The sequence below is a fragment of the Streptomyces sp. NBC_00464 genome (assembly GCF_036013915.1).
Lineage (GTDB): Bacteria > Actinomycetota > Actinomycetes > Streptomycetales > Streptomycetaceae > Streptomyces.
Map to the genome: position 1 here is coordinate 4,516,786 of NZ_CP107899.1, position 25,815 is coordinate 4,542,600.

Sequence of the window (25,815 nt, forward strand, 5' to 3'; positions counted from 1 at the left end):
AGCACGGACTCCATTCACTGGAATTCCAAAGGATCTGGTTCCGGAAATGGCGCGAAGGCACGTGACGCGGTGGCGCAGCCTGGTGAACTTACCTGGCCGACACCCATCGGTGTCAACGATCGATCTCAGCATATGAGTTGCGTACCGAAAGGGGATCTGATGGCTGTAGTCGATGTTTACTTAAGTCTTCGCGGCGGGCTTATGCCGAAGATCGTGTGCGGGCTAGTGTGAAACGTGTGTCCCAGTTCCCGAATCCGCGCTCCGAATCCGACGACGCGACGGCGGGCCGCGTCCGCACACTGGTCGTCACCGCACACCCCGACGACGTCGACTACGGCGCGGCGGGCGCCGTCGCCCGATGGGTCCTGGAGGGCGAGGACGTCCGCTACTGCGTGGTGACCGACGGGGACTCGGGTCACGACGACCCCGCGCTGTCCGCGGCCGAGCTCTCGGCCGTCCGCCGGGCGGAGCAGCGTGCCGCGGCGCGGGCGGTCGGCGTTCGTGGCGTGGAGTTCCTGGGCCGGGCGGACGGATCGCTGACGCCTTCGCTCGACCTCCGCCGCCGTCTGACCCAGGTGCTGCGCACGCACCGCCCGCACCGGGTCGTGACGCATTCGCCGGTACGGCAGATCGACCGGATCCGGGCCTCTCATCCCGACCATCTCGCCGTGGGCGAGGCGGTGTTCAGCGCCGTCTACCCCGACGCCCGCAACCCGCGCGCCTTTCCGGAACTCGCCGCGCGGGGTCTGGAGCCGTGGCGGGTTTCCGAGATATGGGTCATGACCGGGCGCGACTCGAACACGTACGTCGACATCACCGACACCCTCGACGCCAAGCGTGCGGCACTGCGCTGCCATGCCAGCCAGCACCCCGATCCCGAGTCGCTCGACGCCGACGTACGACGGTGGGCGGCGGCCATCGCCCGCGCGGGCCGGCTGCCCGACGGGCGGTACGCGGAGTCGTTCCGGGTGGTCTCCGCGGACTGAGGACGGGGCCCCGGCTCCAGCAGGATCACCGGGCCGGGGCCCTCCGGCGTCGGCTACCGTCCGGTCAGCGCGTAGCGGCCGACCCGCTCGAACACCTGTAGCGACGCGGCGTCATGGTGGTTCACCACGTTGACGTCACGGAAGCAGCGGGCGAGCCGGCTGGACTCGACGACCGAGCTGGAGCCGGCCGCGGTGTAGACGATGCGCACGGCCTCCACCGCGTTCTTGGCCGCGGTCGCCGTGGAGAGCATGATCTCCGCGGTCAGCTCGTGCGGGATGTCGGTCCCCGCCACCGCCGCGGACCACAGATCGGCGGTGGCCGCGTGCAGATAGGCGCGGGCCGAGGACACGAGGGACCTGGCCGTGCCCACCTTCTCCTGCACGGCGCCGCGCTCGCTGAGGGTCAGGTCGCTGCCGCGGCTGGTCTTCTTCTGGGCCAGGTCGTGGAAGCAGCCGATGGCGTCCTCGGCTATGCCGAGGGCCAGCGCGCCCAGCGGCGGATTGATGAAGTGCGCCATGGAACTCCGGTACAGGGGACCGTCCACGACCAGCTCGGCGCCCGGCGTGATGTGCAGCCGCTCGGGGACGAAGACGTCCGCCACCCGGAAGCCGTTGCTCCCCGATCCGCGCAGGCCGACCGCGTCCCACTCGTGGATGATCTCGGCCTCCGCGGCCGGTACGAAGAAGATGTGCGGGCTGCCGGTGCCGGGTTCGTCGGTGACGGAGGCGGAGCAGATGAGCCAGCTCGCCTCCGCGCACCCGCTGGCCAGGCGCCACCGGCCGGTGAGCCGGTAGCCGCCGTCGACGCGGACGGCCGTACCGCCGTTGTGCAGCGACCCCGCGACCACGGTCAGCGGATCGCCGAAGACCTCCCTGCCGCCGGCCTCGGGCAGCCGTGCCGCGAGGAGCGCCGAGTTGGCCCCGGCCATCATGGACCAGGCCACCGAACCGTCGTGCCGCGCGATCTCCTCCACCACGCGCAGCATCACCCGGGGAGGCACTTCGTGGCCCCCGAGGGAGCGAGGCACCCACAGCCGGTACAGGTCGGCGTCCCGCAGCCGGGCCACCAGGGCGGGCGGCAGGTGGCGGGTGGCTTCGACGGTGTCGCGGGCCTCCTGGATCGCGGGCACCAGGGCGGCCACCCTCGCCAGCCACGACGCGACCTCGCCGGCTTCCTCTGACAGCGGATTCATCTGAGGACCAACTCCTTAAGAAGAGATGAGCAGTTCATCGAGCGTGCTGATTCGGTAGGGGTCCGGGCCGGAATGCGTGCCTTGACGGTCCAGGTGCAGCGCGGGCAGCCCGGCCGCGCGGGCGGCGAGTACGTCCCACTCGTGGTTGTCGCCGACCATGAGGACGGCGCCGGGCACCTCCCCGAGCCGTACGCAGGCGCGCAGGAAGGCGTCGGGGTCGGGCTTGGCCGCGCCCAGGTCCTCCGAGGCGCAGACCACGTCGCACAGGCCGAGCAGCCCGGTCCCGCGCAGCTTTCCGGTCTGCCGCCCGGTGGAGCCGTTGGTCAGGATTCCGGTGGTGATACCGGCCGCGCGGACCCGGTTCAGGGCGCGAGCGGCGTCGGGATAGGGCCGGTAGGACTGTTCGAAACGGTCGAGGTAGCCGGCGAACACCTCCAGGAGCACCGGTTCGTCGACCGGTCGTTCCAGGGCGGTGAGGAACTCCCGCAGCCGCAGTCTTCTGTGTTCGCTCCAGCTGATGAGTCCGGAATGAGCCGCAGGATAGTGCTTGCGCTCCAGCCTTCGCCAGAGTTCCAGTACGTCGTCGGAAGGATCGACACCCAGCTCGGGAAGCCAGCCGTGCAGGGCCTTCGTCACCGATCCATCGTAATCGAAGAGAGTTCCGTCGAGGTCGAAGAGGACGGCTTTTATGGAGTTCACAGGCAAGGACACTTCATCAATTCTTTCGACAGCCTTAGACATTGCTAATGTCAGCGTCCAGATCGTGGACCCGGTATGGACCCGACGGGAGCCGGGCGCTAGATTCCCCGCCATTGCACCGCTGTTAGGGGGAGCCTTGCAAGTCGACGTAAGAAGTCGTGACAACCTGCGCTGCCTCTTCTGTTTTCCGGCTGCTATATCTCCCAGTCAACTACTGGTTTCGACACCGAACTTCTATTTGCTGGCGCCGGTCGGGCAGGTGATCGAGGGCTACCTCTCGATCATGACGCGAGCGTGCCACGACACACCTTTCAGGCTGCGCTGTTTCGACGACATTCCCGCGGAGTGGTTCACCGAGATCCAGACACTCCAGTCGCTGATCACCGGCTTCTACAGCGACGTGTACGACGCGCCCCCGGTCTTCTACGAGCACGGCCGGGGCGGCGGCGGAGCGTCCGCGTTCTCCGACGAGGACTACACCTTCCATCCGCATCTGTGCGCGCTGCCGGGCTCCCTGCGCATCCACGAGCCGCTGTCGGAGCTGTTCGCCTCGGGACCGGCACCCCTGCCCGGACTGCGGGAGCGCATCGGCGACCTCCCCTACATCTACGTCCACACGCCCTTCGACGCGGCCCATCAGGAGCCGGTCGCCTACTTCACCGCGGACGACCCGGCGGACGGGCGCGTCGCGGGCTTCCGGCTCAAGAAGCTCCTGGTGGAGGCGAACGGGCTGGACAACGGATGGGACTGGCGCGCCCATCCCGGAGAGGGCGAACTGACCTCGCTCATCGACCGGTTCACCGACTGGTACACGAGCAAGTTCCGTCACTACTGACGACCGCCGCGCCCACCACTCGACGACACCCCAGATCGGCCCAAGGACCCAAGGAGTCTTCGTTGTTGTTCCAGAACGGCAAGCAGGAGCGTCTCGACCGCACTTTCCTGGAGACCGAGACCGAGCGGCTGGACCGCAAGGTGGCCAAGGAGGGCTTCGCGAAGCTCTCCACCCCCGAGCGCTATCTGTTCGCCCGTGGTCTGGCAGACCTGCCGATCGAGACCCTGGACGAACTGGGCTCCATGACGCCGATGGTGAAGAAGGCCATCCAGCGCCTGGAGAAGACCGACAACCGCACCTACGCCCGGGTGTCCGCCAACCTGTTGGCCCCCGTCGTGGCCGACGGCTCCGTCTACGGCATCGACCGCAGCCCCCTGGAGGACGGCCCGGCGGCGATCTTCGTGCCCAACGTCGGCGGCCAGTACCCGGTGCGCGGCGGCACGGTCGGCAACCGCTCACGCCGCGTCCTCGGCATCCAGCCGCCGATCGGCTCGTTCTACGTGGCGTCCTGGCTGGGGCTGCTGGGCGTGGAGGTCAAGGCCTTCAACCTCGAACTCGGCGACTCCGAGTTCGAGGCCTGCGACGCCGCACTCGACCAGCTCGGGGAGCGCTGTTACTTCCTCTTCTCGACCTCGAACTTCTTCACCCAGACCGAGATCGAGTCCATGTACTTCCTCAACGAGCAGTGCCGTCGGCACGAGGACCGCGGCTACGTGCCGCGCCTCGTCGGCGCCGGCTACAGCTCGTACTTCAACCGCCGTGAGTACCTGGACTACACCCCGCTGGACATCGTCGTCGGACCGCACGGCGAGACCAGCGAGGCGGACATGATCTTCTCGTCCGGGTACGAGGGCCCCCGGGACACCCGGCCCGCCCTGGAACTCTTCAGCGACATCCCCAACCTGCACCTGGCCGACCGCACCGGCGACGCCGTGCAGGTCCACGACACCCGGGTCGTCAAGCTCACCGAGTTCGAGCGCCGCGTCTTCTCCGGCGGCCTCGACGTCAATCTCATGGAGCTCGACACCAAGTACTGGACGCCCACGAACATCATGGACGTCTGCGCGCCGGACGACCTCAACATCCCGCTGGAGCTGGCCGAACTCCCCCAGATCGACGAGGAGTCCGGCACCGACGAGGCGGGCCGGGAGACCGGCGCGAGGGCCCGCGCCACGCTCAGCCTGAGCAACTACGTACACCGCCCGAACGCCATCAAGATGATGACGGTGTTCGGCAGCTGCCCCAGGGCCTGCGAGTTCTGCCAGCTCACGCAGTGGGGCGAGCAGCTCTACTTCTACGACGGCAGTGAGGCCGTGCGCGCCATGAACCGCGCCGCGAGTGCCTACCCCGACCTCCAGATGTACATCTTCGAGGACGACGACTTCCTGCTGCGCCGCTCGCACGTGGATTCCCTGATCTCGGCGCTGCGCGACAACGAGCCGACGCAGGGCAAGACCATCTACGTCTCCACCGTCCCGATGGAGGTGGACCCCGACATCATGCTGGACCTGCGTGACGTCGGCTTCCGGGCCATGCTGCTCGGTCTGGAGACCCCGGTGGAGCGGGTCGCCCGCCAGATCGGCAAGTTCAAGGCCCGCTACAACTGGGACCACATCCTCGAAGCGCCCAAGATCGGCCACGACGCCGGTCTGCACATGCGGATCACCGCCATCCCGTTCTACCCGCTGGTGCAGGAGGACGACCTGGCCGGCGTCCTCAACGGGCTGCTCGACTTCATCACCTACAAGACGGGCATATCCGTCGCCGTGCACCCGCTGGTCAAGGCGGCGCCCGGCATCGAGATCACCAAGCACGGCGCCCACGAGGTGACGACCAAGCCGTACGTCCTGCCCGACGGCTCCGAGCGCTCGATCGACCTGCTCCAGTACGTCATGCCGGACGACCCGATCGTCAAGGCGGTGGCCCTCGAAGCCATCAAGACCACCGCGGACCGAGTGGACTCCATTGTCGAGGCGCTGGGCACCAACGGCGGTGACCACCCCTCCGCACTCGGTGTGGTGGCCCTGTTCGCCAGCACCGTCGAGGCGTGGCGCCGGACGCCGGGCCGCAACGTGGACGACGAGGTGCTCGACGCCCTCGACGCCCGCCTCAAGGCGGCGATCGACCAGATCACCTTCAAGCACCGGGCCATGACCGACGTACAGGGCGCCCTCAAGGGACAAGGCCTCAACCCCGCCTCCGTGTCCGACTACCTCACCGAGGAGAACGCACCGTACCTGCACCTCGGACTCCGGATGGCCGCCGACTTCGGCACTCCCGAGGAGGCCGTGGCCGCCGCCCGGATCGCGACGTTCGCACAGGCCGAGGGCTTCACCGACTGGACCGTCCAGCACAGCCTCGGCTACGCCCTCAAGCGCAAGATGCCCCTGGACGTCCAGCGTGAGCTGACCACCCTGGTGGAGGGTCTGGGTGAGCCCGTCCGGCCGGTCATCAAGCAGCACGCCCCCAAGCTGCTGCGCCTGGCCCAGGCGTAGGCAGCAGGTGGGTGCCATGGCCCGGACCGGCGGAAGCTGGCAGTCGGAGCGGGATCGCATCGCGCGCGAGTGCGAGGGAATCCGCTCCGAGGTGAGCGCCCAGGTCCGGGCGGCGATGCTGTCGGCCGGCCTGCCGGCCGACAGCGACCCGTCGCTCGTCGGCCGGTGGTACGACGCATGGATCGACAAGGCCGCCGACGAGCAGTGGTACCTGGGCCTGGCCGACGACGAGCGCGCGGCGTTCGTCGTCGTCGACGGCCTGTCCGAGCTGGAGGCGGCGGTGGCCCGCCGGGACCGACCCGTCCTGCTCGTCGGCGCGCACCTGCACGCCCACACGGTGGGTCTGGTCCACCTGGACTTCCTGGGACTGCGCCAGACCATCCTCGTCCACGACGCGATGCTGTCCGTGATGCACCACTACGGGCTGCGCAACTCCACGTGGACCACGCCCGGCCGGGACTTCAGCCTGTCGCTGCGGTCCGCCCGGGACCACGGCGGACTGTTCGTCAGCTATGCCGACGTCGGCACGGACGGCGGTCCGCTGGTCCCGGGGCCGGACGAGGGCGCCGCCCCGCCGCCCGTGCAGCGCATGGTCAACCTGACCCGGGCCCGGGTGTTCACCTGGCAGGTGACCCCGGTGCCCGGGGCCGGGGCCGGGGACCGCCGCCTGGTGCTGAAGCTGCGGCGCACGCCCTGGGAGGCGGGCGAGCGCAGGGCGGGCGGACCGCGTGCGTGGGTACGGACGAACCTGCTGGAGCGGCCCGAGACCTGGATGCTCTGGCGGCAGGTGCCCACGGCCGGGACACGGCCCCTGAGTCTGCGCTGGCCGGGCGCCGACGCGGATCCCGCCTCCCCCTGACCCCGCCCCGCCCCTGTGGGGACCCTACGGAGAGAGAGCCTTCGATGACGTTCACCAGGACCGAGCTGCTGGCCTCGATGGACGAGCAGTGGAAGCGTATTGAGCTGGTCGCCTCCGTCCTCGACGAAGTCGCGGACCTGCCGACCGGCGTGGGCACCTGGACCGTCCGGGACACCCTGTGCCACCTCGCCGTCTACTACCCCGAGCACGAGGTGGGCGAGCAGATGGCCAAGCTGCGCCGACTCGCCGAAGCGGGCCGGACGAACCGTCGGCCCGACTTCGACATCGACGCCGCCAACGTCGAGCGGCTGCGCGTCTTCGAAGGCATGCCGGTGGCCGAGGTCCTCGACATCGTCGCGAAGGCCCGGCGCACGATCCGCGCCGAGATCGGGGCCCTCGACGACACCTTCCTGGCGCTCCCCGTGGCCGGCACGGCCTGGGGCGACGTCGTGCCGGTGGGCCGCGTGGTCGCGGAGTCGACCTGCACCCACGACGAGGGGCACCTGGACGAGATCGTCCACGCCGTCCGGGCACATGACGCGACTGTCGGGGCCGTCCTGCGGTGACTGCGCCCCTGGCCCCCGAGGCGCTCGACGCGGCCACTCTGTCCGTCCTGCTCGGGTCCGGTGCCGGGTCCGGTCCCTTCGACCCGGAGCAGGAACTGACCTTCGAGCAGGTGGAGGGCGCGGCCCACGTGTGGCGGGTACGCCCGACCCCGGCCGTGCCCCGCGCCGGCCGCCCCGCGCCGCCGAACTCACTGATCGTCAAGTTCCCGCCGGCCGACGACGGCGTACGTGCGTTCAAGGAACGGCTCGGCCTGCCGGCCGTGGAGCACGCCCTGCACGGCCCGGACGGTGTCCAGGGCACCGCACTGCTGCGCCTGCCCGGACTGCGCGGCGGGGGTCCTGCGGCGGCCGGCGTCCTGGTCCTCGACGACATGGCCGACGGAACCCTCCCGCCCCGCCCCGCGCTGTCCGTCGCCGACAGCGAGCGGGCGGTCCGGGCCCTTGCCTCGTTCCACGCCCGCTGGTGGGCCCGCATCCCGGACGCGTGGCAGTGGCTGCCCGATGAGGCCGCCCCGGCACGCGCGAACTTCCTTGTGGGCACGTTCGGTTCGGCGGGGCTCTCCGCCCTCGCCGAGGCGGACTGGCTGCCCACCGAGGTGCGCCACGGATCCGCACGCCTCGCCGAACGGGCGCCGGCCCTGTTGCGGGCGCTGAGCGCGCCTCCCCTCACCGTCGTCCACGGTGATCTGCACCCGGCCAACATCCTGTTCCCCGCCGACCCTGCGGAGCCGGGCATCCGGGTGATCGACTGGGAAGCCGCGACGCGCAGCCGCGGACCGGTGGATCTGGCCTTCCTCATCGCCAACAGCGAGGCCGACGACGACCTGGAACTGCTCGACCTGTACCGGAGGGAGCTGGCAGCCACGGTGCCCGGCATCACGGCCGACGGGCTGCTGAGCGACTACCGTCGCGCCCTCCTGTACTACTACCTGCGCAGGGTGGCGCTCCGCGCGGCGTACGCGGGGGTCCCCGACGACCCGGCGATGCGCCGGGTCGCGGCAGCCCTGGTGCGGCATCGCGCCTTCGACGAACTCGACGCGCTGTGAACGACTCCCAGAACTCCCCGAACTCCCAGAACTCCCCGAACTCCCAGAGCTCCCCGAACTCCCAGAAGGTGCGGCCGATGACCGTCCCCGGCCGTCACGACATCGGAAGGCCCAGTTCCACAGCACTGGGCAATGCCTTCATGCGAGCCTTCCACAGCGCCCACGAGCCGAAGCCGGTCCACACCGACCTTGTGGCGCGGCAGTTGCTGAGCGAGCAGGAGTGGACGTCCTTCCGTACGAGCGTCCTCGCCTCGTCGGCAGTGCGCGGGCCGCAGGCCGAACAGGACCCGGAGGGCGCCATCCGCCGCTATTTGCGCGCCGGTTCGGTGGCGGCGCCGCACGTGCTGCTGCGCGGCCGCCACACCGAGGACGCCCTGCGCCGCACCTGCGAGCGCGGAGCGAGTCAGTACGTGCTGCTCGGCGCCGGCTTCGACAGCTTCGCCCTGCGCCGCCCCGAGTGGGCGGAACGGCTGACGGTGTACGAGGTCGACCGGTCGGCCACGCAGGAGCTGAAGCGGGCCCGGGTGGCCCGGCTGCGCCCCGACGGAGTGCCCGGGCTGCGCATGGTCCCGGCGGACCTCGCCAAGCAGCGGCTCGATGCGGTGCTGCGGCGGATCCCCGGGCTCGACGGCACCCGGCACACCTTCGTGGCGTGGAGCGGCGTGACGTACTACCTGGACGAGAAGGCGATCAGCGCCACGCTGGAGGCGCTGGGCGACTTCTTCACCGGCGGGCTGACCATCGTGCTCGACTACTGGGAGGCGGCGCAGCTGGCCGAGCCCCAGGACCCCCTCGTCGCGAGCATGGCGGCGAGCGTACGGCGCAATGGCGAACCATTTGTCTGGGGCGCCTCGCCCGGGGAGATGGCTGCACTGGCAGGCTCGACGGGATACCGCGTGACCGCCGACGTCAGCGCGGTCGAGGTGGCGGAGACCTGTCGGGCGCAGGGCAGCGTCACCCTGGCTCCGCATCCCATCGGCCGGTTCGCGGAGCTGGAGAGGTGAATCCATGACGGGTGAATCGGTGACGGGTGAATCCACGACGGGTGAATCGGTGACGGGTGAATCGGTGACGGGTGAATCCACGACGGGTGAATCGGTGACGGGTGAATCCACGACGGGTGAATCCATGACGGGTGGATCCACGGCGGCACAGCGACGATGGTCGCCGGGCGAGCAGGTGCTGGTACAGGAGGTCTGGCGGGGCCGGGTATGGTCCGCACGGCCGATGACGGCGGTGCGGGACGACGGCGATTTCCTTGCTCTGTGGATGCCTGCGGGCACCGAGTGGCGCGCGCCCGACTCTCCGCCGGACAGGCCGGCGCCGGCCGATCGGGGCGAGCGGATCGCCGAGTGTCTGGTCCGGTCGGACTGGGTGCACATCGACCGGGTCTGGCGGATGAACACGCTCTGGCTCATGCCGCGCGGTCTTCACCATGTGGTCTGGGTCTGCTGGGACCGGAAGGGCGCGCACCTCGGCTGGTACGTCAACTTCCAGCGTCCGTACGAGCGTGAGGGCGCCACCATCCAGTACATGGACTACGCCCTGGACCTCCGGGTTGCTCCGGACGGCACCGCGACCTGGAAGGACGAGGACGATCTCGCGCAGTTGACGAGCCGGGGTCTCGTGTCTCCGGAGACCGTCCGCTCGATGCGGGCGGAGGGAGAGGAGTTGAGCCGGTCGGCGCTGCGGCACGAGCCCCCGTTCGACGAACGCTGGAACGGCTGGCATCCCGACCCGGCCTGGCCGCCGCCGGTCCTCGACCCTCGCTGGTCCCTTCCGGGTCTCGGCTCGGGCGAGGACGCCGGCTGAACCACGGCCTCCGGCGCGGACAGGACCGTGCGGTCAGTACGCCGAGGCGGCAGTCGCCTGCTGTGCCGGTCTGGCACTCGGGGCACCGCCGCTGCGCGCGAAGGTCTCACGGAACACGCAACGGGCCTTGCGCACCAGCGGTGTTGTGTCCGAGCTGCGCCACAGAAGGTTGACGACACGTTTCAATGGCTGGGCTGCGAAGGGCCGGGTGCTGATGAGTGCGGTACTCGCCTCGACCGCTGTTCTCGGCACGCAGGCGACTCCGACCCCGCTGCTGGCGAGGGCGCAGGCCATGGCGGAGTTCGCCGTCTCGAACGCGACCACCGGAGGCGCCATCGCCCGGCTCGCGAACAACGCCTCCAGCGTCTCGCGGTCGGCCAGGCCGCGCCGCCCGATGATCAGCGGGAAGCCGGCCAGCGCCGTCCAGTGCAGAGGCACGCTGTCAGCGGTCAGAGGATGCCCCTCGTGGGCCACCAGAAGCAGCTCCTCCTCAAGGAGCACCTCCGAACTCAGCCCTGCGGGAACGGGGGAGTGCCGGCCGTGAATGTACGAGGAGGTGAGCAGGAGGTCGATGTCGCCGTCCCCCAGCGGCCCGAGTCCGTCGGGATGGTCGAACTCCTGGAGAGACAGGGCGATTCTCGTATGCCTGCGGCGCAACTCCGCCAGTACGGGGGGCAGAAGATGGATCCCGCCCGTGGTGAAGGTGCCGATGCGTATCTGCTCCTCCGAGACTTCGAGGAACTGCACGAGGTCGGTCTCCGTGGCCCGCAGGATCGCCTCGATCTCGCGAGCGCGCCGTACGAGCAGCTCACCGGCGGCGGTGAGGCGCGCACCCCGGCGATGCCGGACGAGCAGCTGCACACGTGCTTCCCGTTCGAGTTTGGCCATTTGTTGACTCAACGCCGGTGGTGTGTAACCGAGTTTCGACGCGGCCGCAGAGATCGAACCCGTTTCCGCCACCGCCATGAGCGCGAGCAGTCGGCTGAAATCCTGCACGAATTCCTCCATTCGGCATACAGCGGAATCAATCACCTGAGGGGGTGGATATCACCCGAATTCGCGAGGAGGGACTCTCGACTGGAAGCCGCTGTGGGCGCACAAAAGCCGAACGTGCATGCGTGAGGGCTGAAAGTCGGAGTCGATGGGTGATCTCGCGGCGATACCACGCAATGACATACCCATACAGAGCCCCCCCGGACGAAAAAGCATGCCCTGCCGGGCAGTTGGCCGAGCAGGTGACTGGAATCAGTCTCCGAAGCGCACCCGACAGGCGCAAGGAGATCTATGCGGCGTCTCGCGTTTCGAGACATCCGGGCGACATGTTGCGTCCATGCCACCTTCCAATAAGTCAGACACCCTTCCTTAATGGGATATGAGCTTCATGTGACCACCTGTGGTGACAGTCACCGATAGTTCCTTGCTGAATTCAACCAACCCCGGTGCCGAGCGGCATCGTCGGGTTCGCCTCGAAGCGCGACGCATGCAGGGCGGTATCCGCCACGGGCTGCCCGCCGGTCGCCTCGGTGCGGAGGCCGGGGTCCTTGGCGGTCTGCCTGGGCAAGGAGGCCGGCGATTCTCTCCGGGTTCATGCCCGCGTTCTCGAATCCGGTGGCGCAAATACGCCATCGAATCCGAAGGGGTGGCCCCGCTCGCCTTTCCCGACGTAGCCTCGCCCGGGGTGAATCGCCGGTCGGGGAGTGTATCGAGCGTGAAGGTCGATCTCTGTTTCAGCCGTATTAAATTTCATGGCGGCAGGGGGGCGTCGGCTCTCCGTGCGGCTTCAATTCGCTCCCGTGCTGTTGAATTCAACGCGAAGGAAGCCACGCGATATGCGATTTTCACGAACCATATGGGCCCGCCTGGCTGTGCTCATGGCAGCCGTCCCGGCGCTTGCACTGCCCGCGGCCACCACGGCCACCGCGGACACGTCCGTGGGCGATTCCGTGTCCGCCGCCGCCTCCACGTGCTACCAGCCCTGCATACAGGGGATCCGTTTCGCGACGCACGACGGATACGACCGCCTGGTGTTCGACTTCAACGGTAAGACTGAATTCACGACGGAAACCAACACGACGGGTCTGTACACCCCGTTGAGTGGGCAGGATACGTACCTCACGACCAAGGGTGCCTCATACCTGTTCATCAGGATGACGCCCGCGAGTTTCTACGACGATGCGGGAAATCAAGTCTTCACGGGTCCCATGCAGCAGGTGGTGGACCTTCCCACGCTGAAGGGGATAGAACTGACGGGTCTGCATGCGGGCGTGATCAGTTTCGGTATTTCACTCGGACCGTCGACTCGCTACAACGCTTTCCAGCTCACTCAGCCGGACCGTCTGGTCATTGACGTCTACAGGTAGGTCCTGCCGGCGAAACAGCTCGACCGGATAACTGGTCGAGCCATTTCGTGTTCGATGTGTTTCGGCGACCCGGATCAAGGCGCGGGCGTCAGTGACGCGGCCTCCCAGCCGAACCCGTCCGGGTCGGTGAAGGCGCCGGTGCCGCCCACGAGCGCGATCCGGTGCGAGCCGGTGCCGTCGACCGGGACGCCGACGTCCTTGGCGAGGGCGCGGCGCCCGTACAGGGCCAGGCTGACGGGGCTGTCCTGGGTGTCGAACTCGACGTACTTGCTGCCGAAGCTCTTGGCCACGGCGAGGCCGTGCTCGACGTAGAAGCGCTTGCTGGCGGTCACGCTCGCAGTGCCCAGCAGGAGCACCATCCGGTCGATCCGCCCGGTGGCCGGGGCGGTGTCCTTCTTCGCCGATGTGGCGATCTTCCAGATCGTTCCGTCCGGGGCCCGGACGACGCCGCCGTAGCCCCAGAACGACTTGGCGGCAGGCTTCAGCGATGTCGCGCCCGCGTCGAGGGCGGCGTCGACGAAGCCGCGGACGTCGGCCGGCTGGGACATCGTGAGCGACAGCGAGAACCCGCGGAATCCGGTGGTGGGCGCGTCCGAGGAGCGCAGGCCCACCCGGGTGTCCAGGCCGAGGGCGGTGTAGAAGCGGTGGGCGGCCGTGGTGTCGGCCACCTCAAGGGTGAGGGCTTCGATGGGGGAGCTCATGCGCTTCACGTTAGGCGCGGGCCTGCGGCGGGTGCTTCTTGATTCCTGACCGGTTCGGCCGCCGGTCAGCCGGCAGAGGGAGCCCGGCAGCGGGCCGGCCGGCCGCAGTTTCGGCCGTCAGCCGGTGACGGTGAACGCGTGCGAGGTCAGCGTGCGTTCGCTGCGCGCCTTGAGCTGCTGGGCGGTGCTGTGCAGCCGGTGCGACTCGGTCAGCGGAAGCGAGAGGGCGATGGTCGAGGGGACGGCGCCGATGGTGATGGGTACGGCGGCGCAGACCGCGCCCATCGCGTACTCCTCGGTCTCGAGCGCCGGCTCGCCCCTGCGGGTACGGGCCAGCCGGCTGAGGACGGTTTCGGGCTCCGTCACCGTGTTCCGCGTCAGGGGAAAGGGCGGATGGCGGTCCAGATGCTCCCGGCGGGAGGCTTCGTCCAGCTGGGCCAGGAGGCACTGGCCGATGGCGTGGGCGTGGGCGGATGTGCCGAAGGACGCGCCCTCTTCGACCTTCGGGTGGGAGGGGCCGTCCATCGCGTGCGTGAGCCGTATTTCGCCGTCCACGTAGAGCGCGTAGTAGACGGCCGCGTCCAGGTCGCGGGCCACATCGGCCAGCCAGTGCGAGGGGCCGGAGCCGGGCGGGACGGGGCGGCCGAGGTTGAGGGTGGCGTCCCCGGGCACGTACAGGCCCCGGTCCCGCCGCAGGTAGTTCTCATGCACGAGGGTGCGCAGCAAGTGGTACGTCGTGCTCAGCGGCAGTTGGGCGCGGCGGGCCAGCTGCTTCGCCGTGGCGCCGTGCGGATGGTCGGCCGCCGCTTCCAGGAGCCGCAGGGCGCGCTGTACGGAACCGATCAGGGTGGGGGACGCTGCGGGGGGCACTCATGCTCCGGATTGTCGGTCGGTATCGGAGATGGGCACCGCGTCCTTGGACACCGGCGGACACCTGGGCTTGCACCTCAGTGTGCGTCTTACGACTGCTGGTCACCTCGGGGGTACTTTCGCATTCTTTTACGAAATGGGCCACTGAGAGAAGTTGGCCCGTTTCCGGGTGCCGTGAGGCTTTGGGTGCGACCATTCGTCCTGTGATGTGAGTCACTGAAATGTGAATGGCGGTGCGGGTGGGGCGGGACATGAACTACTCGATGCAAGCGGGCATTCGCGCGGGGGATTCCGGAAGGCTTCGGAGGGCTCTTCCGTGACTGCGCGCAGCTGGTTTCGTAAGGCGGGGCGTGCCGCCCGGCGTTGTGCTCAGGAAGGTTGTCCGTGCCGCATTCCGATCCGGCCCCAGCCGCATCTCCCTCTTCCGCCGCAGCCGTGGCCGACACCGCCGTGACCGAAGCGGCGGCGCGTGTGCGTGCCGCGCTGAGCGGTCCCGGCGGTCCGTTCGCCGTGGTTCGGGAGGAGGGCGGACCGCAGGCGGGCTCACTGGTGTACGCGGACGGGCCCAGGACGCTCCGTGAGTTCGTGGAGACGACGTGGGCGTTCGGGGACCAGCCGTTCCTGATCGCGGGGGAGCGCAGCTGTTCGTACGGCGAGTTCTTCGCCGCCGCGTCCGCGCTGGCATGCCGGCTGAGCGAGAGGTACGGGCTCCGCCCGGGCGACCGGGTGGTGGTCGCGATGCGCGACTGCCCGGAGTGGCAGATCGCGTTCTGGGCCGCCCAGCTGGCCGGGCTGGTCGCCGTGCCGCTGGCCGCCCGGTGGACGGAGGGCGAGTTCACATACGCGCTCGACGACTGCGGGCCGGGGGCGCTGCTGGTCGACGGGGAGCGGTTGCCGCTGGTGGCGGACTGGGCCCGGAGGGTTGGGGCGCGGGTGATCGTCTTTCACGGTGAGGACCACGACCGCACTCAGGAGGACCGCGTCGAGCGGTACGAGGACCTGCCGGCGCCCGATCCGTTCGCCGCGCCGCCCGACGTCGAGATCCGGCCCGAGGACGACGCGACGATCATCTATACCTCGGGGACCGCCGGCAGGCCCAGGGGTGCCGTGGCCACACAGCTGGCCCAGGCGGGTGCCGCGCGCAACCCGCGCTTTCATGCGGCGGTCTCCGCGCTCGGCCGGGGAGTCATTCCGGGGCAGGGGCCCGCGCCCGTCACGCTGCTGACGTTCCCGTTCTCCGACGTAGCCGCCTTCGCCGGCCTCTGCGCCGCGATGTCGGCGGGTGGCGCCGTCGTCCTGATGCGCGAGTGGGACGCCCGGGAGGCGCTGCGGCTGATCCGGGAGCACCGGGTCACGCAGTACTCCGGGGCGCCCGCGACCGCCCTCCAGCTGCTTGCCGAGGCCGCGCGGACGGAAGACGCCCTGGAGAGCCTCCGGGTGCTGGAGACCGGTGGGGCTGCGGCACCACGGGACCTGCTCGCACGGCTGACCGCCGGCTACGGGGAGCGGATCGAGCCGCGCAACGGTTACGGGCCGGCCGAGACCGGCGGCTGCGTCATGGCGAACCTCGGCGCCGAGTACCGCCTCCACCCGGGCAGCGCGGGGCGGCCGACGCCGAGCACCGAGGTGCGGATCGCCGGTCCGGCGGGCGAGGCGCTGCCCGAAGGGGAGACCGGCGAACTGTGGCTCCGTGGCCAGGCGCTGGCCCGTGGGTACTGGCAGGACGAGGAGGCCACGGCGCAGGCGTTCACCGGCGGCTGGTTCCGTACCGGAGACCTGGCGGTGATCCGGGACGGGCGGGTGGACGGCGCGGACGGGGCGTCGCGGACGGTCAGAGGCGGGTGATGCGTACGCGGTAGTCGCCCTTGGAGTCCTTGTCGAGCACCGAGATGCGGATCCCGTTGGCCCGGTCGTTGAAGGTCTGGCCGGGCTGGAACGGGGCATCGGAGAGTTCGGCGTGGACGTTGGGCAGCCGGGTGCAGCCGCTGCTGTCCTTGGTGCTGTCCGTGACGGACACGGGCCCCTGGCCGGTGTCGACGTCCGAGCTCACCTTGTAGATCAGCACGCCCGGCCGGCACACCTCCTGGTCGTTTCCGGCCTGGGTCCGCACCTCCACCGCATAGCCGGATTCCGCGGTCAGCGGTACGAACGCCAGCTTCGTGCCGCCGTGGGTGGCCAGCGGCTCCAGGACGTGGTCGCTGGTGCCGGGCCGGGCGGCGCAGCTGATCTGGCTGTTGTCCAGCCAGCCGAGCTTCCACTTGTGCCAGCCCAGCAGGTCGTTATTGGCGCCCCAGTCCTCCGACATGATGTCCCAGTGCCCGACCGAGCCCCCGCCCTCCATCGTGTAGAGGTCGGGCAGGCCGAAGACATGGCCGTTCTCGTGCGGCAGGACGCGGTAGCCGGTCTGGGGGTACGAGCCCGAGCCGTCGTCCTGGCGGCTGTAGACGAAGGACGTGTTGGAGAGCGGGACGCCGTCCGCGTACGGGGCGTCGTCGTTGCCCGAGAAGGTCACGGACAGCACGGTGTCCAGGGCCGAGGGCCCGGCGTTCGGCGTGACCAGGATGTTGACCAGGTCGTATGCGGTGAAGTCCACCTTCGGGTCGGCGGCGGCGACGATGTCCTGGACGAGGTGGCGGTAGCCCGGCTCGTACGGTGATCCGCGCTCGATCCCGTACTCCGAGAACGGCAGCGGCATCCGCAGCCAGGTCTTCACCGGCGCTTCGGGCACATAGGTGAGCCGCCCGTAGGAACTCGTGCGGAACCAGTCCGTGGTCTGGGGGAAGAACTCGGCGAGCCGGTCCATGGCCGGTTCCTTGCCCGGCGCGTCGGGGAAGTCGATCATCAGGTTCAGTGCGTGTACCTGGCCGGTGGAGCGGGCGTAGCCCGGCTGCGTGGGCATGCCCTCCGACATCTGCACCCCCATGGTCGTCGATATCCGGCACGGTCCGAGACCGGCCGCCTGGGTGCTGGTCATCGGTCCTGCGGAGGCCCGGCTGGGCAGTGGGAGGGTGCTGCTGGCCGAGGCCAGTGATGCGATGACCAGGGCCGTTGCCGCGCCGAGGGCCACCGGGTGGCGGTGCTTGCGTATCCGGTGGCGGGGCTGCTGCATAGAGGCGCCTTCGGGTCCGCGGCAGTCGGCCGACCCCGACTGCGCTCTGTCGATCAGCCTTAGCCGGGCGGTGCGGAGCCGCTCGTTGGGTGCGCCGATCGGTGGGTTTTTCCCTCGACCGAAGGGTGTGACTCAGGTCACATCGCGGCGGGAAATAACCGGGGACCTGTTCCCCGTTTGAATCGGTGTCCCCCGCAAAACGGGGAGGCGGTCCCCGGTTAACCGGATGGGTCGCCGGAGTTACGAACGTGGGAACGGCACCGGCTCAGCCGGGTTCCCGCAGCACGAGAGCCCGAAGCCGGAAGACCAGGAAGAGAAGGAGCGCCGCCGTGGACACCGTCGCCCGCACCGCAGCCGGAACCGCGCAGCCGCGTACGCCCCGCCCGCGGGCCGACGCGCTGCGCAACCGGGAGCGGATCGTGACGGCCGCGCGCGAGATGTTCGTCGAGTTCGGCCCCGATGTGCCGCTCGACGAGGTCGCCCGCCGCGCAGGCGTCGGCAACGCCACCCTCTACCGGAACTTCCCCGACCGGGCCGCCCTGACCCATGAGGTCGTCCTCGCGGTCACCTCACGCACCACCGACCGTGCCGAGGAGGCTGCGAGCGAGGAGTCCGACCCCTTCGTCGCGCTCAGCCGCTTCGTGCACGCGGCGGCCGACGAACGGATCGGGGCGCTGTGCCCCATGCTGTCCGGCGGCTTCGATCAGGACCATCCCGAACTGCTCGCCGAGCGCCGGCGCCTCGAAGAGGCCGTCGAAGGGCTCGTCGAGCGCGCCATGTCCGCGGGGCGCCTGCGTACCGACATCGCCGTCGGCGACGTACTGGTCGCCCTCTCCCAGCTCACCCGGCCACTGCCGGGCATCGCCTGTCTCAACATCGACCGGTTCACCCACCGCCACATCCAGCTGTTCCTGGACGGACTGGAGACCCCGGCCCGGTCCGTACTCCCCGGAACGGCGGCGACCTTGGAGGACCTGCGGCGCCGGAACTGACCCTCGCGCCGGATTTCCTGAACCGGATGCCCGGCCGCGTGTCCGTCACGCCCCGACCTTCTTCTCCCTTTTCTCCCTGACCAGAGTCCGACCCTCGCTTTCGCCCTGCCTTCACCGAATTCACGGTTCACGACCTCGCGCGCCCTCGCGCGTCCTTAGGTGGCTACTCCCATGTCAAAAACAGCTGATATCCGACTCCCTGACCCCAGTCGCTGGAAGGCGCTGGCGTTCATCGCCCTCGCGCAGTTGATGGTCGTGCTCGACGCCACCATCGTGAACATCGCGCTTCCGCACGCCCAGACCGACCTCGGCATCACCGATGCCAACAAGCAGTGGGTCATCACGGCCTACGCCCTCGCCTTCGGCGGACTGCTGCTCTTCGGAGGCCGGATCGCCGACCTCTGGGGCCGCAAGCGCACCTTCGTCGTCGGTCTGATCGGCTTCGCGCTGGCCTCCGCACTCGGCGGAGCTGCGCAGAACCAGGGCATGCTGTTCGGCTCGCGCGCCCTCCAGGGTGTGTTCGGCGCGCTGCTCGCCCCGGCGGCCCTGTCGCTGCTCGCGGTGATGTTCACCGATGCCAAGGAGCGCGCCAAGGCGTTCGGCATCTACGGGGCGATCGCCGGTGGCGGTGGCGCCGTCGGCCTGATCCTCGGCGGATTCCTCACCCAGACGCTGAACTGGCGCTGGACGTTCTTCGTCAACATCCCGTTCGCGATCGTCGCCGCAGCCGGTGCGTACTTCGTGATCCGCGAGCCGGCCGGCAGCCGTAACCGCTCGTCGCTCGACATCCCCGGCGTCGTCCTGTCCGCGCTCGGTCTGGTCTCGCTGGTCTACGGATTCACCCGCGCCGAGTCCAGTGGCTGGTCGGACACGCTGACCATCGGCACGTTCGTCGCCTCCGCCGTGCTGCTGCTGTCCTTCGTCCTGGTCGAGTCCAAGGTCAAGTCGCCGCTGCTCCCGCTGCGCGTCGTGATGGACCGCAACCGTGGTGGCGTCTACCTCTCGCTGGGTCTGGCCGTCATCGCGATGTTCGGCCTGTTCCTGTTCCTCACGTACTACCTGCAGGTCGTCAAGGGCTACTCGCCGATCAAGACCGGCTTCGCCTTCATGCCGATGATCGTCGGCATGATCACCGGCTCGACGCAGATCGGTGCCCGGCTGATGACGCGGGTCCCGGCCCGTCTGCTGATGGCCCCCGGCTTCCTGACCGCCGGTGTCGGCATGCTGCTGCTGACGCAGCTGGAGATCGACTCGTCCTACGCGGCGGTCATCCTGCCCGGCCAGCTCCTGCTGGGTCTGGGCATGGGCACGGCGTTCATGCCCGCCATGTCGCTGGCCACGCACGGCATCGAGCCGCGTGACGCCGGGGTCGCCTCCGCGATGGTCAACACCTCGCAGCAGGTCGGCGGTGCGATCGGTACGGCGCTGCTCAACACCATCGCCGCCTCCGCCGCCACGGCGTACGCCACCTCGCACGCCGCGCTCGGTGCCACCGACCCGGAGCTGCTGAAGCTCCAGTCGATGGTGCACGGCTTCACCGGCGCCATCTGGTGGGCCGTCGGCATCCTGGTGGTGGCCGCCGCGATCGCGGGGACCTTCATCAACGCCGGCCGCCCGTCGGTCACCACGACGTCCGGGGGCACCGGTTCCGGTGACGCCCAGGGTGTCGAGGACGAGTTCAAGGTGCCGGTCGTCGCGCACTGAGCCCTTGCGCGCGATGTGCCGTGACGCGGTGTGAAGCGAACTCTGCCCCGGTTCCGTTCGACGGAACCGGGGCAGAGGCGCGTGCGGGGAAGGGGGTGCGGCGGGTCAGCGGAGCCAGGGGAGGTCCGCGTTCGAGCCCTCCGGCTGGAGTCCGGCCGCCATGACCTGCATGATCTCGCCGAGCGTGCGCACCTGCTCGGGGCTGAGCCGGTCGAACATCGCCTGGCGCACGGCGCTGACGTGGCCCGGGGCCGAGCGGCGGAGCATCTCGTAGCCCTCCTCGGTGAGGACCGCGTTCTGGCCGCGCTTGTCGGACGGGCAGTCCTCGCGGCGTACCCAGCCGCCCTTCTCCAGCCGGGCGACGGCGTGCGAGAGCCGGGACCGGGTGATCTTGGCGTCCTTGGCCAGTTCGGTCATCCGCATCTGGCGGCGGGGGGCCTGGGAGAGCTGGACGAGCAGTCCGTAGTAGATGTGCGGCATGCCGGCATCGCGCTGCAACTGGCGGTCGAGGTGATCCTCCAGGAGCGTGGTGGCGTGCAGATACGCACGCCAGACGCTCTGTTCTTCGTCGGTGAGCCAACGCGGCTGCTCACCGGTGGATGCCGTGGTCATGTACTCCACTGTACGACCTTTTCTTGAAAGTTGAACAAGATAGAGCTAAGGTCTCCGAACGTAGGAACTTGAACATTAAAGAACTGTTCCTGTTGAAGGCCCCGTAGAAGACTTACCTTGAGCAGCAGTGGATGGGGAGTGTCATGACAGTCACCGCGGAGCGCATGCCCGCCCTCTATCTCTCCCACGGCGCACCGCCGCTGGCCGACGACCCGGTCTGGCCCGGCGAACTGGCCGCCTGGTCCGCCGGGCTGCCACGGCCCACCGCCGTTCTCATGGTCTCCGCCCACTGGGAGGAGGCCCCGCTCGCGCTCGGCGCCACCGAGACGATCCCGCTTGTCTACGACTTCTGGGGTTTTCCCGAGCACTACTACCAGGTGCGGTACGCCGCCCCGGGTGCCCCCGCACTGGCCGAGAGCGTCCGCAAACTGCTGCGCGGCGCCGGTACGCCGGTCCAGGACATCCCCGACCGGGGCCTCGACCACGGGGCGTACGTCCCGCTGGTGGAGATGTTCCCGGCGGCCGACATCCCGGTGCTGCAGATCTCCATGCCCACCCTGGACCCGCAGAAGCTGATGGACATCGGGCGCAAGCTCGCGCCGCTGCGCGACGAGGGCGTCCTGATCGTCGGCAGCGGCTTCTTCACCCACAATCTGGCCGCTCTGCGGCATACGGGCGGCGGCGTGCCCGGCTGGTCGGCGGAGTTCGACGACTGGGGACACCGGGCGCTCCAGGCGCAGGACATCGACGCGCTGCTGGACTTCGAGCACAAGTCACCGGCCGGCCGGCTCGCCCACCCGCGCACCGAGCACTTCGCCCCTCTCTTCGTGACGCTCGGCGCCGCGGAGCAGGAGCTGGGGCAGGGGCGCAGCGTGATCGACGGGTTCTGGATGGGGCTGGCCAAGCGCTCGGTGCAGTTCGGCTGAGGCGGGCCTTCCCCGCCCGCCCGGGTCAGAACGCCGGCGGGTTCAGCTCGACCGACCGGAGCGCGGCGGCCAGCGCGGTCGCGTCGCCGATGTCCAGCGCGGTGTCGGTGAACTTGATGGTGTGGTCGTCGCCGTGCGCTGCCGCCTGCGCGAAGACCTCCTCGGGAGACAGTCTGCCGGGCACGGGCACCGGCTCGGCGGGCTGCTGAGGGGAGTACGCGGCGGTGACCGCCGCGCTCGCTGCCCAGGCCGCGTCCAGACTGGGCGCCCACAGTTCGCGGGGGAGCGCGGGCAGTGTGCGCAGCACGGCATTGGGTGCGGTGGCGGCGTGCACCAGCATGATCGGCGCGCCGTATCCGTACGTCGCATAGCGATGGGTGGCGGCCCGCACCAGTTCCTCCAGCCGGGCGCGGGCGGTGTCGGGATCGGTGACGGCGCGGCCCGGCCACGCGGGGAAGGCGGTCAGCTGGTCCAGCCGGTTCCGGATCCCGCCGCTCCGGTCGGGCACCGGCGCCACGGCGTCCAGCGCGGCGGCGGCGTCGGCTGCCGGGGCGAGCGAGGACAGCGGGGGCAGCGGCTGATGGCGGGCCGCCCAGTAGCCGAGGGCGTGAGCCAGCTCGGTCACACGGGGTCCGTGCTCCGGCGCGGCCGGCAGGGTTGCGCGGGGCCCGTGCTCCGGCGCGCCCAGCAGTGTGCGCACGCTGTGGCCGACCCGGATCACCGGGTGCGTGGCGCCGGCCGCGATGCCGGGGAGCAGTCGCGGCCACCACTCGGCGAGGACCTCGCGCCAGGGGCGGCCGGCCGTTTCGCGCTCGAAGTACGCCGCCCAGTCGGCGATGCGCCGCGGATCGCCGAGCGCCTCCTGCCAGTTCTCCGGGGTCACCTCGACGGCCGGGTCCGGCATGTCCTCCAGCTTCTGCCGGTAGTGGTCCAGCCACCGGTGCACGGCCGGCGCCTGGCCGTGGCGCACCAGCGCCTCGACGGCCATCGGGGCGTGGTTGCTCAGCCAGCCGCCCCGCTCGGGGCCGAAGGTGTGCAGCCGCTCCAGCGCTTCGTCGAGGGTTCCCGAGGTGTCGGACGGGGTGTGCGTCGTGAGGGTCATGCGGAATCACGGTAGGCACCGCGGCGGCACCCGGTATCGGGCTGCGGTCCCGGACGGGGCGGGCTCCGGGACTAGGTCCGAGGCCCCAGGTGTTTCTCGTACCAGGCCACGTCCCAGTACCGGTCGAACTTCCGGCCGACCTCCGAGTACGTACCGACGGGCCGGAAGCCGAAGCGCTCGTGCAGCCGGACCGAGGATTCGTTGGGCTGGGTGATGCCCGCGTACGCGCGCCGCAGGTCCTCACCGGCGAGGGCCTCGAAGAGCGCCGAGTAGAGGAGGGTGCCGATGCCCCGCCCCGTGGCGTCGGGGGAGCAGTAGACGCTCACCTCGACGGACGTGGAGTACGCCGCCTTGGGGCGGAAGGCGCTGCTGGTGGCGTAGCCCAGGATCCGGGGGCCCGCCCCGCTCGTTCCGTCCGCCGTCCCGTCTGCCGATTCGTCCGTCGTCCCGTCCGCGTCGGGGACCTCCTGAGCAACCAGAAGCCGGTGCGGGCCGTCTTCGGGGTGGGAGCGCAACCAGGGCAGGCGCTGCTCGGGAGTGAAGGGGGCCGTGTCGAATGTGAGGGCGGTCTCACGTACGTAATGGTTGTAGATGTCCGTGAGGGACTCCAGATCGGCCTCGATACCCGGCCTGACCTGCACCTCTGTGCTCGACTGCATCATGCGCCCTCCCCCGGTGACGCGACAGGGTACTGCATGATCTCGAAAATGAATGCCAGGCATGGGAATTCTGTCCGGATTCCAGTCGTTGTTTCCATCGGATGCAGGGCACCCGGAAGGGTGTCGCGACCTACTTAGCAAGGGAGCACGCATGGCAACCCGTGCCGTCGCCCGTCGTTCGTCCGCCACCGGCGGGACCAACCGGGCAAGCAGTGTTCGCGCCGTGGGCGGGGAGATCGCCGATCGCGACCTGGTCGGCATGTACCTGGACGAGATCGCGCGCACGCCGCTGCTCGATGCCGCCAAGGAGGTCGAGCTGTCGCAGACCCTGGAAGCGGGTGTCTTCGCGCAGCAGGTCCTCGACGGTGCGGTGGAGAGCAAAGCCGGCGGGGCCTCGCGCGAGGAGCTGGAGGCGCTGGTCGCCGAGGGCGAGCGCGCCAAGGACATATTCATCCGTTCCAATCTCCGGCTCGTCGTTGCCGTCGCCCGCCGCTATCCGCGAGCCGGGCTGCCCCTGCTCGACCTGATCCAGGAGGGCAACGCCGGCCTGGTGCGCGCGGTCGAGAAGTTCGACTACGCCAAGGGCTTCAAGTTCTCCACGTATGCGACGTGGTGGATCCGGCAGGCCATCACCCGTTCCATAGCCGACCAGTCGCGCACGATCCGGCTCCCCGTCCACCTGGTGGAGGAGCTCGGCCGGATCCGCCGTGTGCAGCGCGAATTCAACCGCGAGCACGGACGCGACCCGGAGCACTCGGAGATCGCCGCCGAGCTGGACTCGACCACGTCGCGCGTCAGCGACGTCCTGGACTGGGCCCGCGACCCGGTCAGTCTGAACATGTCGGTGGACGACGACGGCGACACGCAGTTCGGTGACCTCCTGGAGGACACCTCGGCCGTATCGCCCGAGCAGTCCGTGATGACACTGCTGCGCAGCGAGGAGCTGGAGGAGCTGATCGGCAAGCTCGACAACCGCACCGCATCGATCATCCGTATGCGGTACGGCATCGAGGACGGCCGTGAGCGGACCCTCACCGAAGTGGGCAAGCAGCACGGGCTCACCCGCGAGCGGATCCGCCAGATCGAGAAGCACGCACTGCTCGAACTGAAGCGAATGGCTCACGACACGGGCTTTGACGCTGCGGCATGAGCCCGCGTCCAGTAACCTCCGAATTGGGCCGCTTCACATCGGCGGCCCCCTAGAGCTGAGTCCCGGCGCCCACCCCCCCCTGGCGCCGGGGCTCATCCTTTTTTCCGGCGGCCCTTCCTGTGGTCCTTCCTGCCACGCGGGTCCTATGAGGCAGGCGTCGCCGCCGCGCGGGTCAGCCGGCCGCCCAGGTCCTTCAGATACGTCACCAGCTGCGGCGGCTGATGCGCGGTGAACTCGCAGTCCACCAGTGCGAGGCGCAGCGCCACCCATTCCAGCGAGTCGGTCAGTACCGCCCGCAGCCGGCAGCTGTGCTCGCCGGTCTGCTCCAGCGGGCCGATCGAGGCGGGCAGCCGCGAGGCCACGAAGTCGGCGGGGGCCGCGAAGCTCACGTCGACCGCCAGCTCCGGCTGCCTGCGCGCCATGGAACTGCTGAGGAACTCCGCCGCGTCGCCGGTCGGCAGTTCGCGCGGCGTGAAACGGGCGCCCGTGGCGAACGGGTCACTGACCCGGTCGACCCGGAAGGTGCGCCAGTCCGCCCGCTCCAGGTCGTACGCGACGAGATACCAGCGCCACCCCGTGCTCACCAGGCGGTACGGCTCCACCTGCCGCCTGGTCTCGGCGCCGTCCCCCGCGCGGTACGCGAACCGCAGCCGCTCCCGGCCGGTGACCGCCGACGCCATCACGGTCAGCGTCTGCGGGTCGATCGTCGAGCCGTCCCCCCGGGCCAGCGGCATCGTCGCGTTCTGCAGGGTGGAGACCCGGTGGCGCAGCCGGGAGGGCAGTACCTGTTCCAGCTTGGCCAGCGCCCGTACGGAGGCCTCGTCGACGCCCTCGATGGCATGACCGGCCCCGGCCCGCAGGCCCACCGCGATGGCCACCGCCTCCTCGTCGTCAAGAAGGAGCGGCGGCATCGCCGTGCCGGCCACGAGCCGATAGCCGCCGACCGAGCCGCGTGACGCCTCGACGGGATAGCCCAGGTCGCGGAGGCGGTCGATGTCGCGGCGGATGGTGCGCGGGCTGACGTCGAGCCGGTCGGCGAGTTCACTGCCCGGCCACTCGCGCGGCGTCTGGAGCAGTGACAGCAGATTCAGCAGTCGTGCCGGGGTGTCGGTCATGTCACTCAGGATGCCCGCCCATTG

The 25,815-nt window shown here is 69.8% G+C and carries 25 protein-coding genes; 14 read left to right on the forward strand and 11 right to left on the reverse strand.

Annotated elements, in window-relative coordinates:
- Nucleotides 1–236: 236 nt before the first annotated feature.
- Complete coding sequence (locus OG912_RS20395; protein ID WP_327710609.1) at nt 237–986, forward strand: PIG-L deacetylase family protein; 750 nt, start codon at nt 237–239, stop codon at nt 984–986.
- A 53-nt stretch (nt 987–1,039) separates the two neighbouring features.
- On the opposite strand, the gene OG912_RS20400 is transcribed toward OG912_RS20395, so the two are convergent.
- A complete protein-coding gene (locus tag OG912_RS20400; RefSeq protein WP_327710610.1) occupies nt 1,040–2,179 on the reverse strand; it encodes an acyl-CoA dehydrogenase family protein in 1,140 nt (379 codons plus the stop codon).
- Between the two features lie 15 nt (nt 2,180–2,194).
- On the reverse strand, nt 2,195–2,890 hold the full coding sequence (locus OG912_RS20405; protein WP_327710611.1) for an HAD family hydrolase: 696 nt from the start codon (nt 2,888–2,890) through the stop codon (nt 2,195–2,197).
- Nucleotides 2,891–3,161: 271 nt separating this feature from the next.
- Here OG912_RS20405 and OG912_RS20410 point away from each other — a divergent pair, with 271 nt between their 5' ends.
- The 7 genes from OG912_RS20410 to OG912_RS20440 all read left to right on the forward strand — a co-directional run bounded on the left by OG912_RS20410 (nt 3,162) and on the right by OG912_RS20440 (nt 10,491).
- Complete coding sequence (locus OG912_RS20410; RefSeq protein WP_327710612.1) at nt 3,162–3,713, forward strand: hypothetical protein; 552 nt, start codon at nt 3,162–3,164, stop codon at nt 3,711–3,713.
- Between the two features lie 62 nt (nt 3,714–3,775).
- Nucleotides 3,776–6,208, forward strand: coding sequence for a radical SAM protein (locus OG912_RS20415; RefSeq protein WP_327710614.1), 2,433 nt, complete (start codon nt 3,776–3,778; stop codon nt 6,206–6,208).
- A 16-nt stretch (nt 6,209–6,224) separates the two neighbouring features.
- Entirely contained in the window at nt 6,225–7,067 is an 843-nt protein-coding gene (locus tag OG912_RS20420; protein ID WP_327710615.1) for a hypothetical protein, read from the forward strand.
- 44 nt (nt 7,068–7,111) lie between these two features.
- On the forward strand, nt 7,112–7,633 hold the full coding sequence (locus OG912_RS20425; protein WP_327710616.1) for a DinB family protein: 522 nt from the start codon (nt 7,112–7,114) through the stop codon (nt 7,631–7,633).
- Nucleotides 7,630–8,679, forward strand: coding sequence for a phosphotransferase (locus OG912_RS20430; RefSeq protein WP_327710617.1), 1,050 nt, complete (start codon nt 7,630–7,632; stop codon nt 8,677–8,679). Before OG912_RS20425 ends, OG912_RS20430 begins: the two co-directional genes overlap by 4 nt.
- A 77-nt stretch (nt 8,680–8,756) precedes the next feature.
- Nucleotides 8,757–9,683 carry a class I SAM-dependent methyltransferase gene (locus OG912_RS20435; RefSeq protein ID WP_327710618.1) on the forward strand — a complete coding sequence of 309 codons (927 nt, stop codon included), beginning with the start codon at nt 8,757–8,759 and terminating at the stop codon, nt 9,681–9,683.
- 4 nt (nt 9,684–9,687) lie between these two features.
- The gene (locus OG912_RS20440) at nt 9,688–10,491 is read left to right on the forward strand and encodes a DUF402 domain-containing protein (RefSeq protein WP_327710619.1); all 804 of its coding nucleotides are present in this window, start codon (nt 9,688–9,690) and stop codon (nt 10,489–10,491) included.
- A gap of 33 nt (nt 10,492–10,524) precedes the next feature.
- Here the strand turns inward: OG912_RS20440 and OG912_RS20445 are convergent, their stop codons facing one another.
- Together OG912_RS20445 and OG912_RS20450 are read right to left on the reverse strand one after the other, a co-directional pair.
- Complete coding sequence (locus OG912_RS20445) at nt 10,525–11,487, reverse strand: LysR family transcriptional regulator (RefSeq protein WP_327710620.1); 963 nt, start codon at nt 11,485–11,487, stop codon at nt 10,525–10,527.
- Nucleotides 11,488–11,917: 430 nt separating this feature from the next.
- Nucleotides 11,918–12,052: a hypothetical protein gene (locus OG912_RS20450; protein ID WP_327710621.1), complete on the reverse strand. Its 135-nt coding sequence runs from the start codon at nt 12,050–12,052 to the stop codon at nt 11,918–11,920.
- 310 nt (nt 12,053–12,362) lie between these two features.
- On the opposite strand from OG912_RS20450, the gene OG912_RS20455 reads away from it, so the two are divergent.
- Nucleotides 12,363–12,851 carry an AMIN-like domain-containing (lipo)protein gene (locus OG912_RS20455; protein WP_327710622.1) on the forward strand — a complete coding sequence of 163 codons (489 nt, stop codon included), beginning with the start codon at nt 12,363–12,365 and terminating at the stop codon, nt 12,849–12,851.
- Nucleotides 12,852–12,925: 74 nt separating this feature from the next.
- Here the strand turns inward: OG912_RS20455 and OG912_RS20460 are convergent, their stop codons facing one another.
- Nucleotides 12,926–13,552, reverse strand: coding sequence for a glyoxalase (locus tag OG912_RS20460; RefSeq protein WP_327710623.1), 627 nt, complete (start codon nt 13,550–13,552; stop codon nt 12,926–12,928).
- 117 nt (nt 13,553–13,669) lie between these two features.
- The gene (locus OG912_RS20465; protein WP_327710625.1) at nt 13,670–14,422 is read right to left on the reverse strand and encodes an IclR family transcriptional regulator; all 753 of its coding nucleotides are present in this window, start codon (nt 14,420–14,422) and stop codon (nt 13,670–13,672) included.
- A gap of 435 nt (nt 14,423–14,857) precedes the next feature.
- Between OG912_RS20465 and OG912_RS20470 the strand changes: the two genes are divergently transcribed.
- Nucleotides 14,858–16,267: a class I adenylate-forming enzyme family protein gene (locus OG912_RS20470; protein ID WP_327710626.1), complete on the forward strand. Its 1,410-nt coding sequence runs from the start codon at nt 14,858–14,860 to the stop codon at nt 16,265–16,267.
- Here the strand turns inward: OG912_RS20470 and OG912_RS20475 are convergent.
- The gene (locus tag OG912_RS20475; protein WP_327710627.1) at nt 16,254–17,531 is read right to left on the reverse strand and encodes a M6 family metalloprotease domain-containing protein; all 1,278 of its coding nucleotides are present in this window, start codon (nt 17,529–17,531) and stop codon (nt 16,254–16,256) included. The two genes, OG912_RS20470 and OG912_RS20475, sit on opposite strands and share 14 nt — an antisense overlap.
- 329 nt (nt 17,532–17,860) lie before the next feature.
- Between OG912_RS20475 and OG912_RS20480 the strand changes: the two genes are divergently transcribed.
- Both OG912_RS20480 and OG912_RS20485 read left to right on the forward strand, forming a co-directional pair.
- Nucleotides 17,861–18,523, forward strand: coding sequence for a TetR/AcrR family transcriptional regulator (locus tag OG912_RS20480; RefSeq protein WP_327710628.1), 663 nt, complete (start codon nt 17,861–17,863; stop codon nt 18,521–18,523).
- Nucleotides 18,524–18,694: 171 nt separating this feature from the next.
- Complete coding sequence (locus OG912_RS20485; protein ID WP_326736753.1) at nt 18,695–20,227, forward strand: MFS transporter; 1,533 nt, start codon at nt 18,695–18,697, stop codon at nt 20,225–20,227.
- A 105-nt stretch (nt 20,228–20,332) separates the two neighbouring features.
- Here the strand turns inward: OG912_RS20485 and OG912_RS20490 are convergent, their stop codons facing one another.
- Nucleotides 20,333–20,848 carry a MarR family winged helix-turn-helix transcriptional regulator gene (locus OG912_RS20490; RefSeq protein ID WP_327710629.1) on the reverse strand — a complete coding sequence of 172 codons (516 nt, stop codon included), beginning with the start codon at nt 20,846–20,848 and terminating at the stop codon, nt 20,333–20,335.
- Between the two features lie 134 nt (nt 20,849–20,982).
- Here OG912_RS20490 and OG912_RS20495 point away from each other — a divergent pair, with 134 nt between their 5' ends.
- A complete protein-coding gene (locus tag OG912_RS20495; RefSeq protein WP_326736751.1) occupies nt 20,983–21,765 on the forward strand; it encodes a dioxygenase family protein in 783 nt (260 codons plus the stop codon).
- Nucleotides 21,766–21,790: 25 nt separating this feature from the next.
- Here the strand turns inward: OG912_RS20495 and OG912_RS20500 are convergent, their stop codons facing one another.
- Nucleotides 21,791–22,867, reverse strand: a complete 1,077-nt coding sequence (locus OG912_RS20500; protein WP_327710630.1) for a questin oxidase family protein — start codon at nt 22,865–22,867, stop codon at nt 21,791–21,793.
- 71 nt (nt 22,868–22,938) lie between these two features.
- Entirely contained in the window at nt 22,939–23,529 is a 591-nt protein-coding gene (locus OG912_RS20505) for a GNAT family N-acetyltransferase (RefSeq protein ID WP_327710631.1), read from the reverse strand.
- A 148-nt stretch (nt 23,530–23,677) separates the two neighbouring features.
- Between OG912_RS20505 and OG912_RS20510 the strand changes: the two genes are divergently transcribed.
- Nucleotides 23,678–24,676: a sigma-70 family RNA polymerase sigma factor gene (locus OG912_RS20510; protein ID WP_327710632.1), complete on the forward strand. Its 999-nt coding sequence runs from the start codon at nt 23,678–23,680 to the stop codon at nt 24,674–24,676.
- 143 nt (nt 24,677–24,819) lie between these two features.
- Here the strand turns inward: OG912_RS20510 and OG912_RS20515 are convergent, their stop codons facing one another.
- Nucleotides 24,820–25,791 (reverse strand): helix-turn-helix transcriptional regulator, encoded by a 972-nt coding sequence (locus tag OG912_RS20515; RefSeq protein WP_326736748.1) that lies wholly within the window; start codon nt 25,789–25,791, stop codon nt 24,820–24,822.
- Nucleotides 25,792–25,815: the final 24 nt, after the last annotated feature.

Coding starts and splice junctions, on each gene's coding strand:
- OG912_RS20400 (WP_327710610.1), bottom strand. CDS start 2,179: ATGAATCCGCTGTCAGAGGAAGCCGGCGAGGTCGCGTCGTGGCTGGCG.
- OG912_RS20495 (WP_326736751.1), top strand. CDS start 20,983: ATGACAGTCACCGCGGAGCGCATGCCCGCCCTCTATCTCTCCCACGGC.
- OG912_RS20410 (WP_327710612.1), top strand. CDS start 3,162: ATGACGCGAGCGTGCCACGACACACCTTTCAGGCTGCGCTGTTTCGAC.
- OG912_RS20455 (WP_327710622.1), top strand. CDS start 12,363: ATGGCAGCCGTCCCGGCGCTTGCACTGCCCGCGGCCACCACGGCCACC.
- OG912_RS20460 (WP_327710623.1), bottom strand. CDS start 13,552: ATGAGCTCCCCCATCGAAGCCCTCACCCTTGAGGTGGCCGACACCACG.
- OG912_RS20420 (WP_327710615.1), top strand. CDS start 6,225: ATGGCCCGGACCGGCGGAAGCTGGCAGTCGGAGCGGGATCGCATCGCG.
- OG912_RS20435 (WP_327710618.1), top strand. CDS start 8,757: ATGACCGTCCCCGGCCGTCACGACATCGGAAGGCCCAGTTCCACAGCA.
- OG912_RS20500 (WP_327710630.1), bottom strand. CDS start 22,867: ATGACCCTCACGACGCACACCCCGTCCGACACCTCGGGAACCCTCGAC.
- OG912_RS20475 (WP_327710627.1), bottom strand. CDS start 17,531: ATGCAGCAGCCCCGCCACCGGATACGCAAGCACCGCCACCCGGTGGCC.
- OG912_RS20485 (WP_326736753.1), top strand. CDS start 18,695: ATGTCAAAAACAGCTGATATCCGACTCCCTGACCCCAGTCGCTGGAAG.
- OG912_RS20505 (WP_327710631.1), bottom strand. CDS start 23,529: ATGATGCAGTCGAGCACAGAGGTGCAGGTCAGGCCGGGTATCGAGGCC.
- OG912_RS20515 (WP_326736748.1), bottom strand. CDS start 25,791: ATGACCGACACCCCGGCACGACTGCTGAATCTGCTGTCACTGCTCCAG.
- OG912_RS20425 (WP_327710616.1), top strand. CDS start 7,112: ATGACGTTCACCAGGACCGAGCTGCTGGCCTCGATGGACGAGCAGTGG.
- OG912_RS20510 (WP_327710632.1), top strand. CDS start 23,678: ATGGCAACCCGTGCCGTCGCCCGTCGTTCGTCCGCCACCGGCGGGACC.
- OG912_RS20440 (WP_327710619.1), top strand. CDS start 9,688: ATGACGGGTGAATCGGTGACGGGTGAATCCACGACGGGTGAATCGGTG.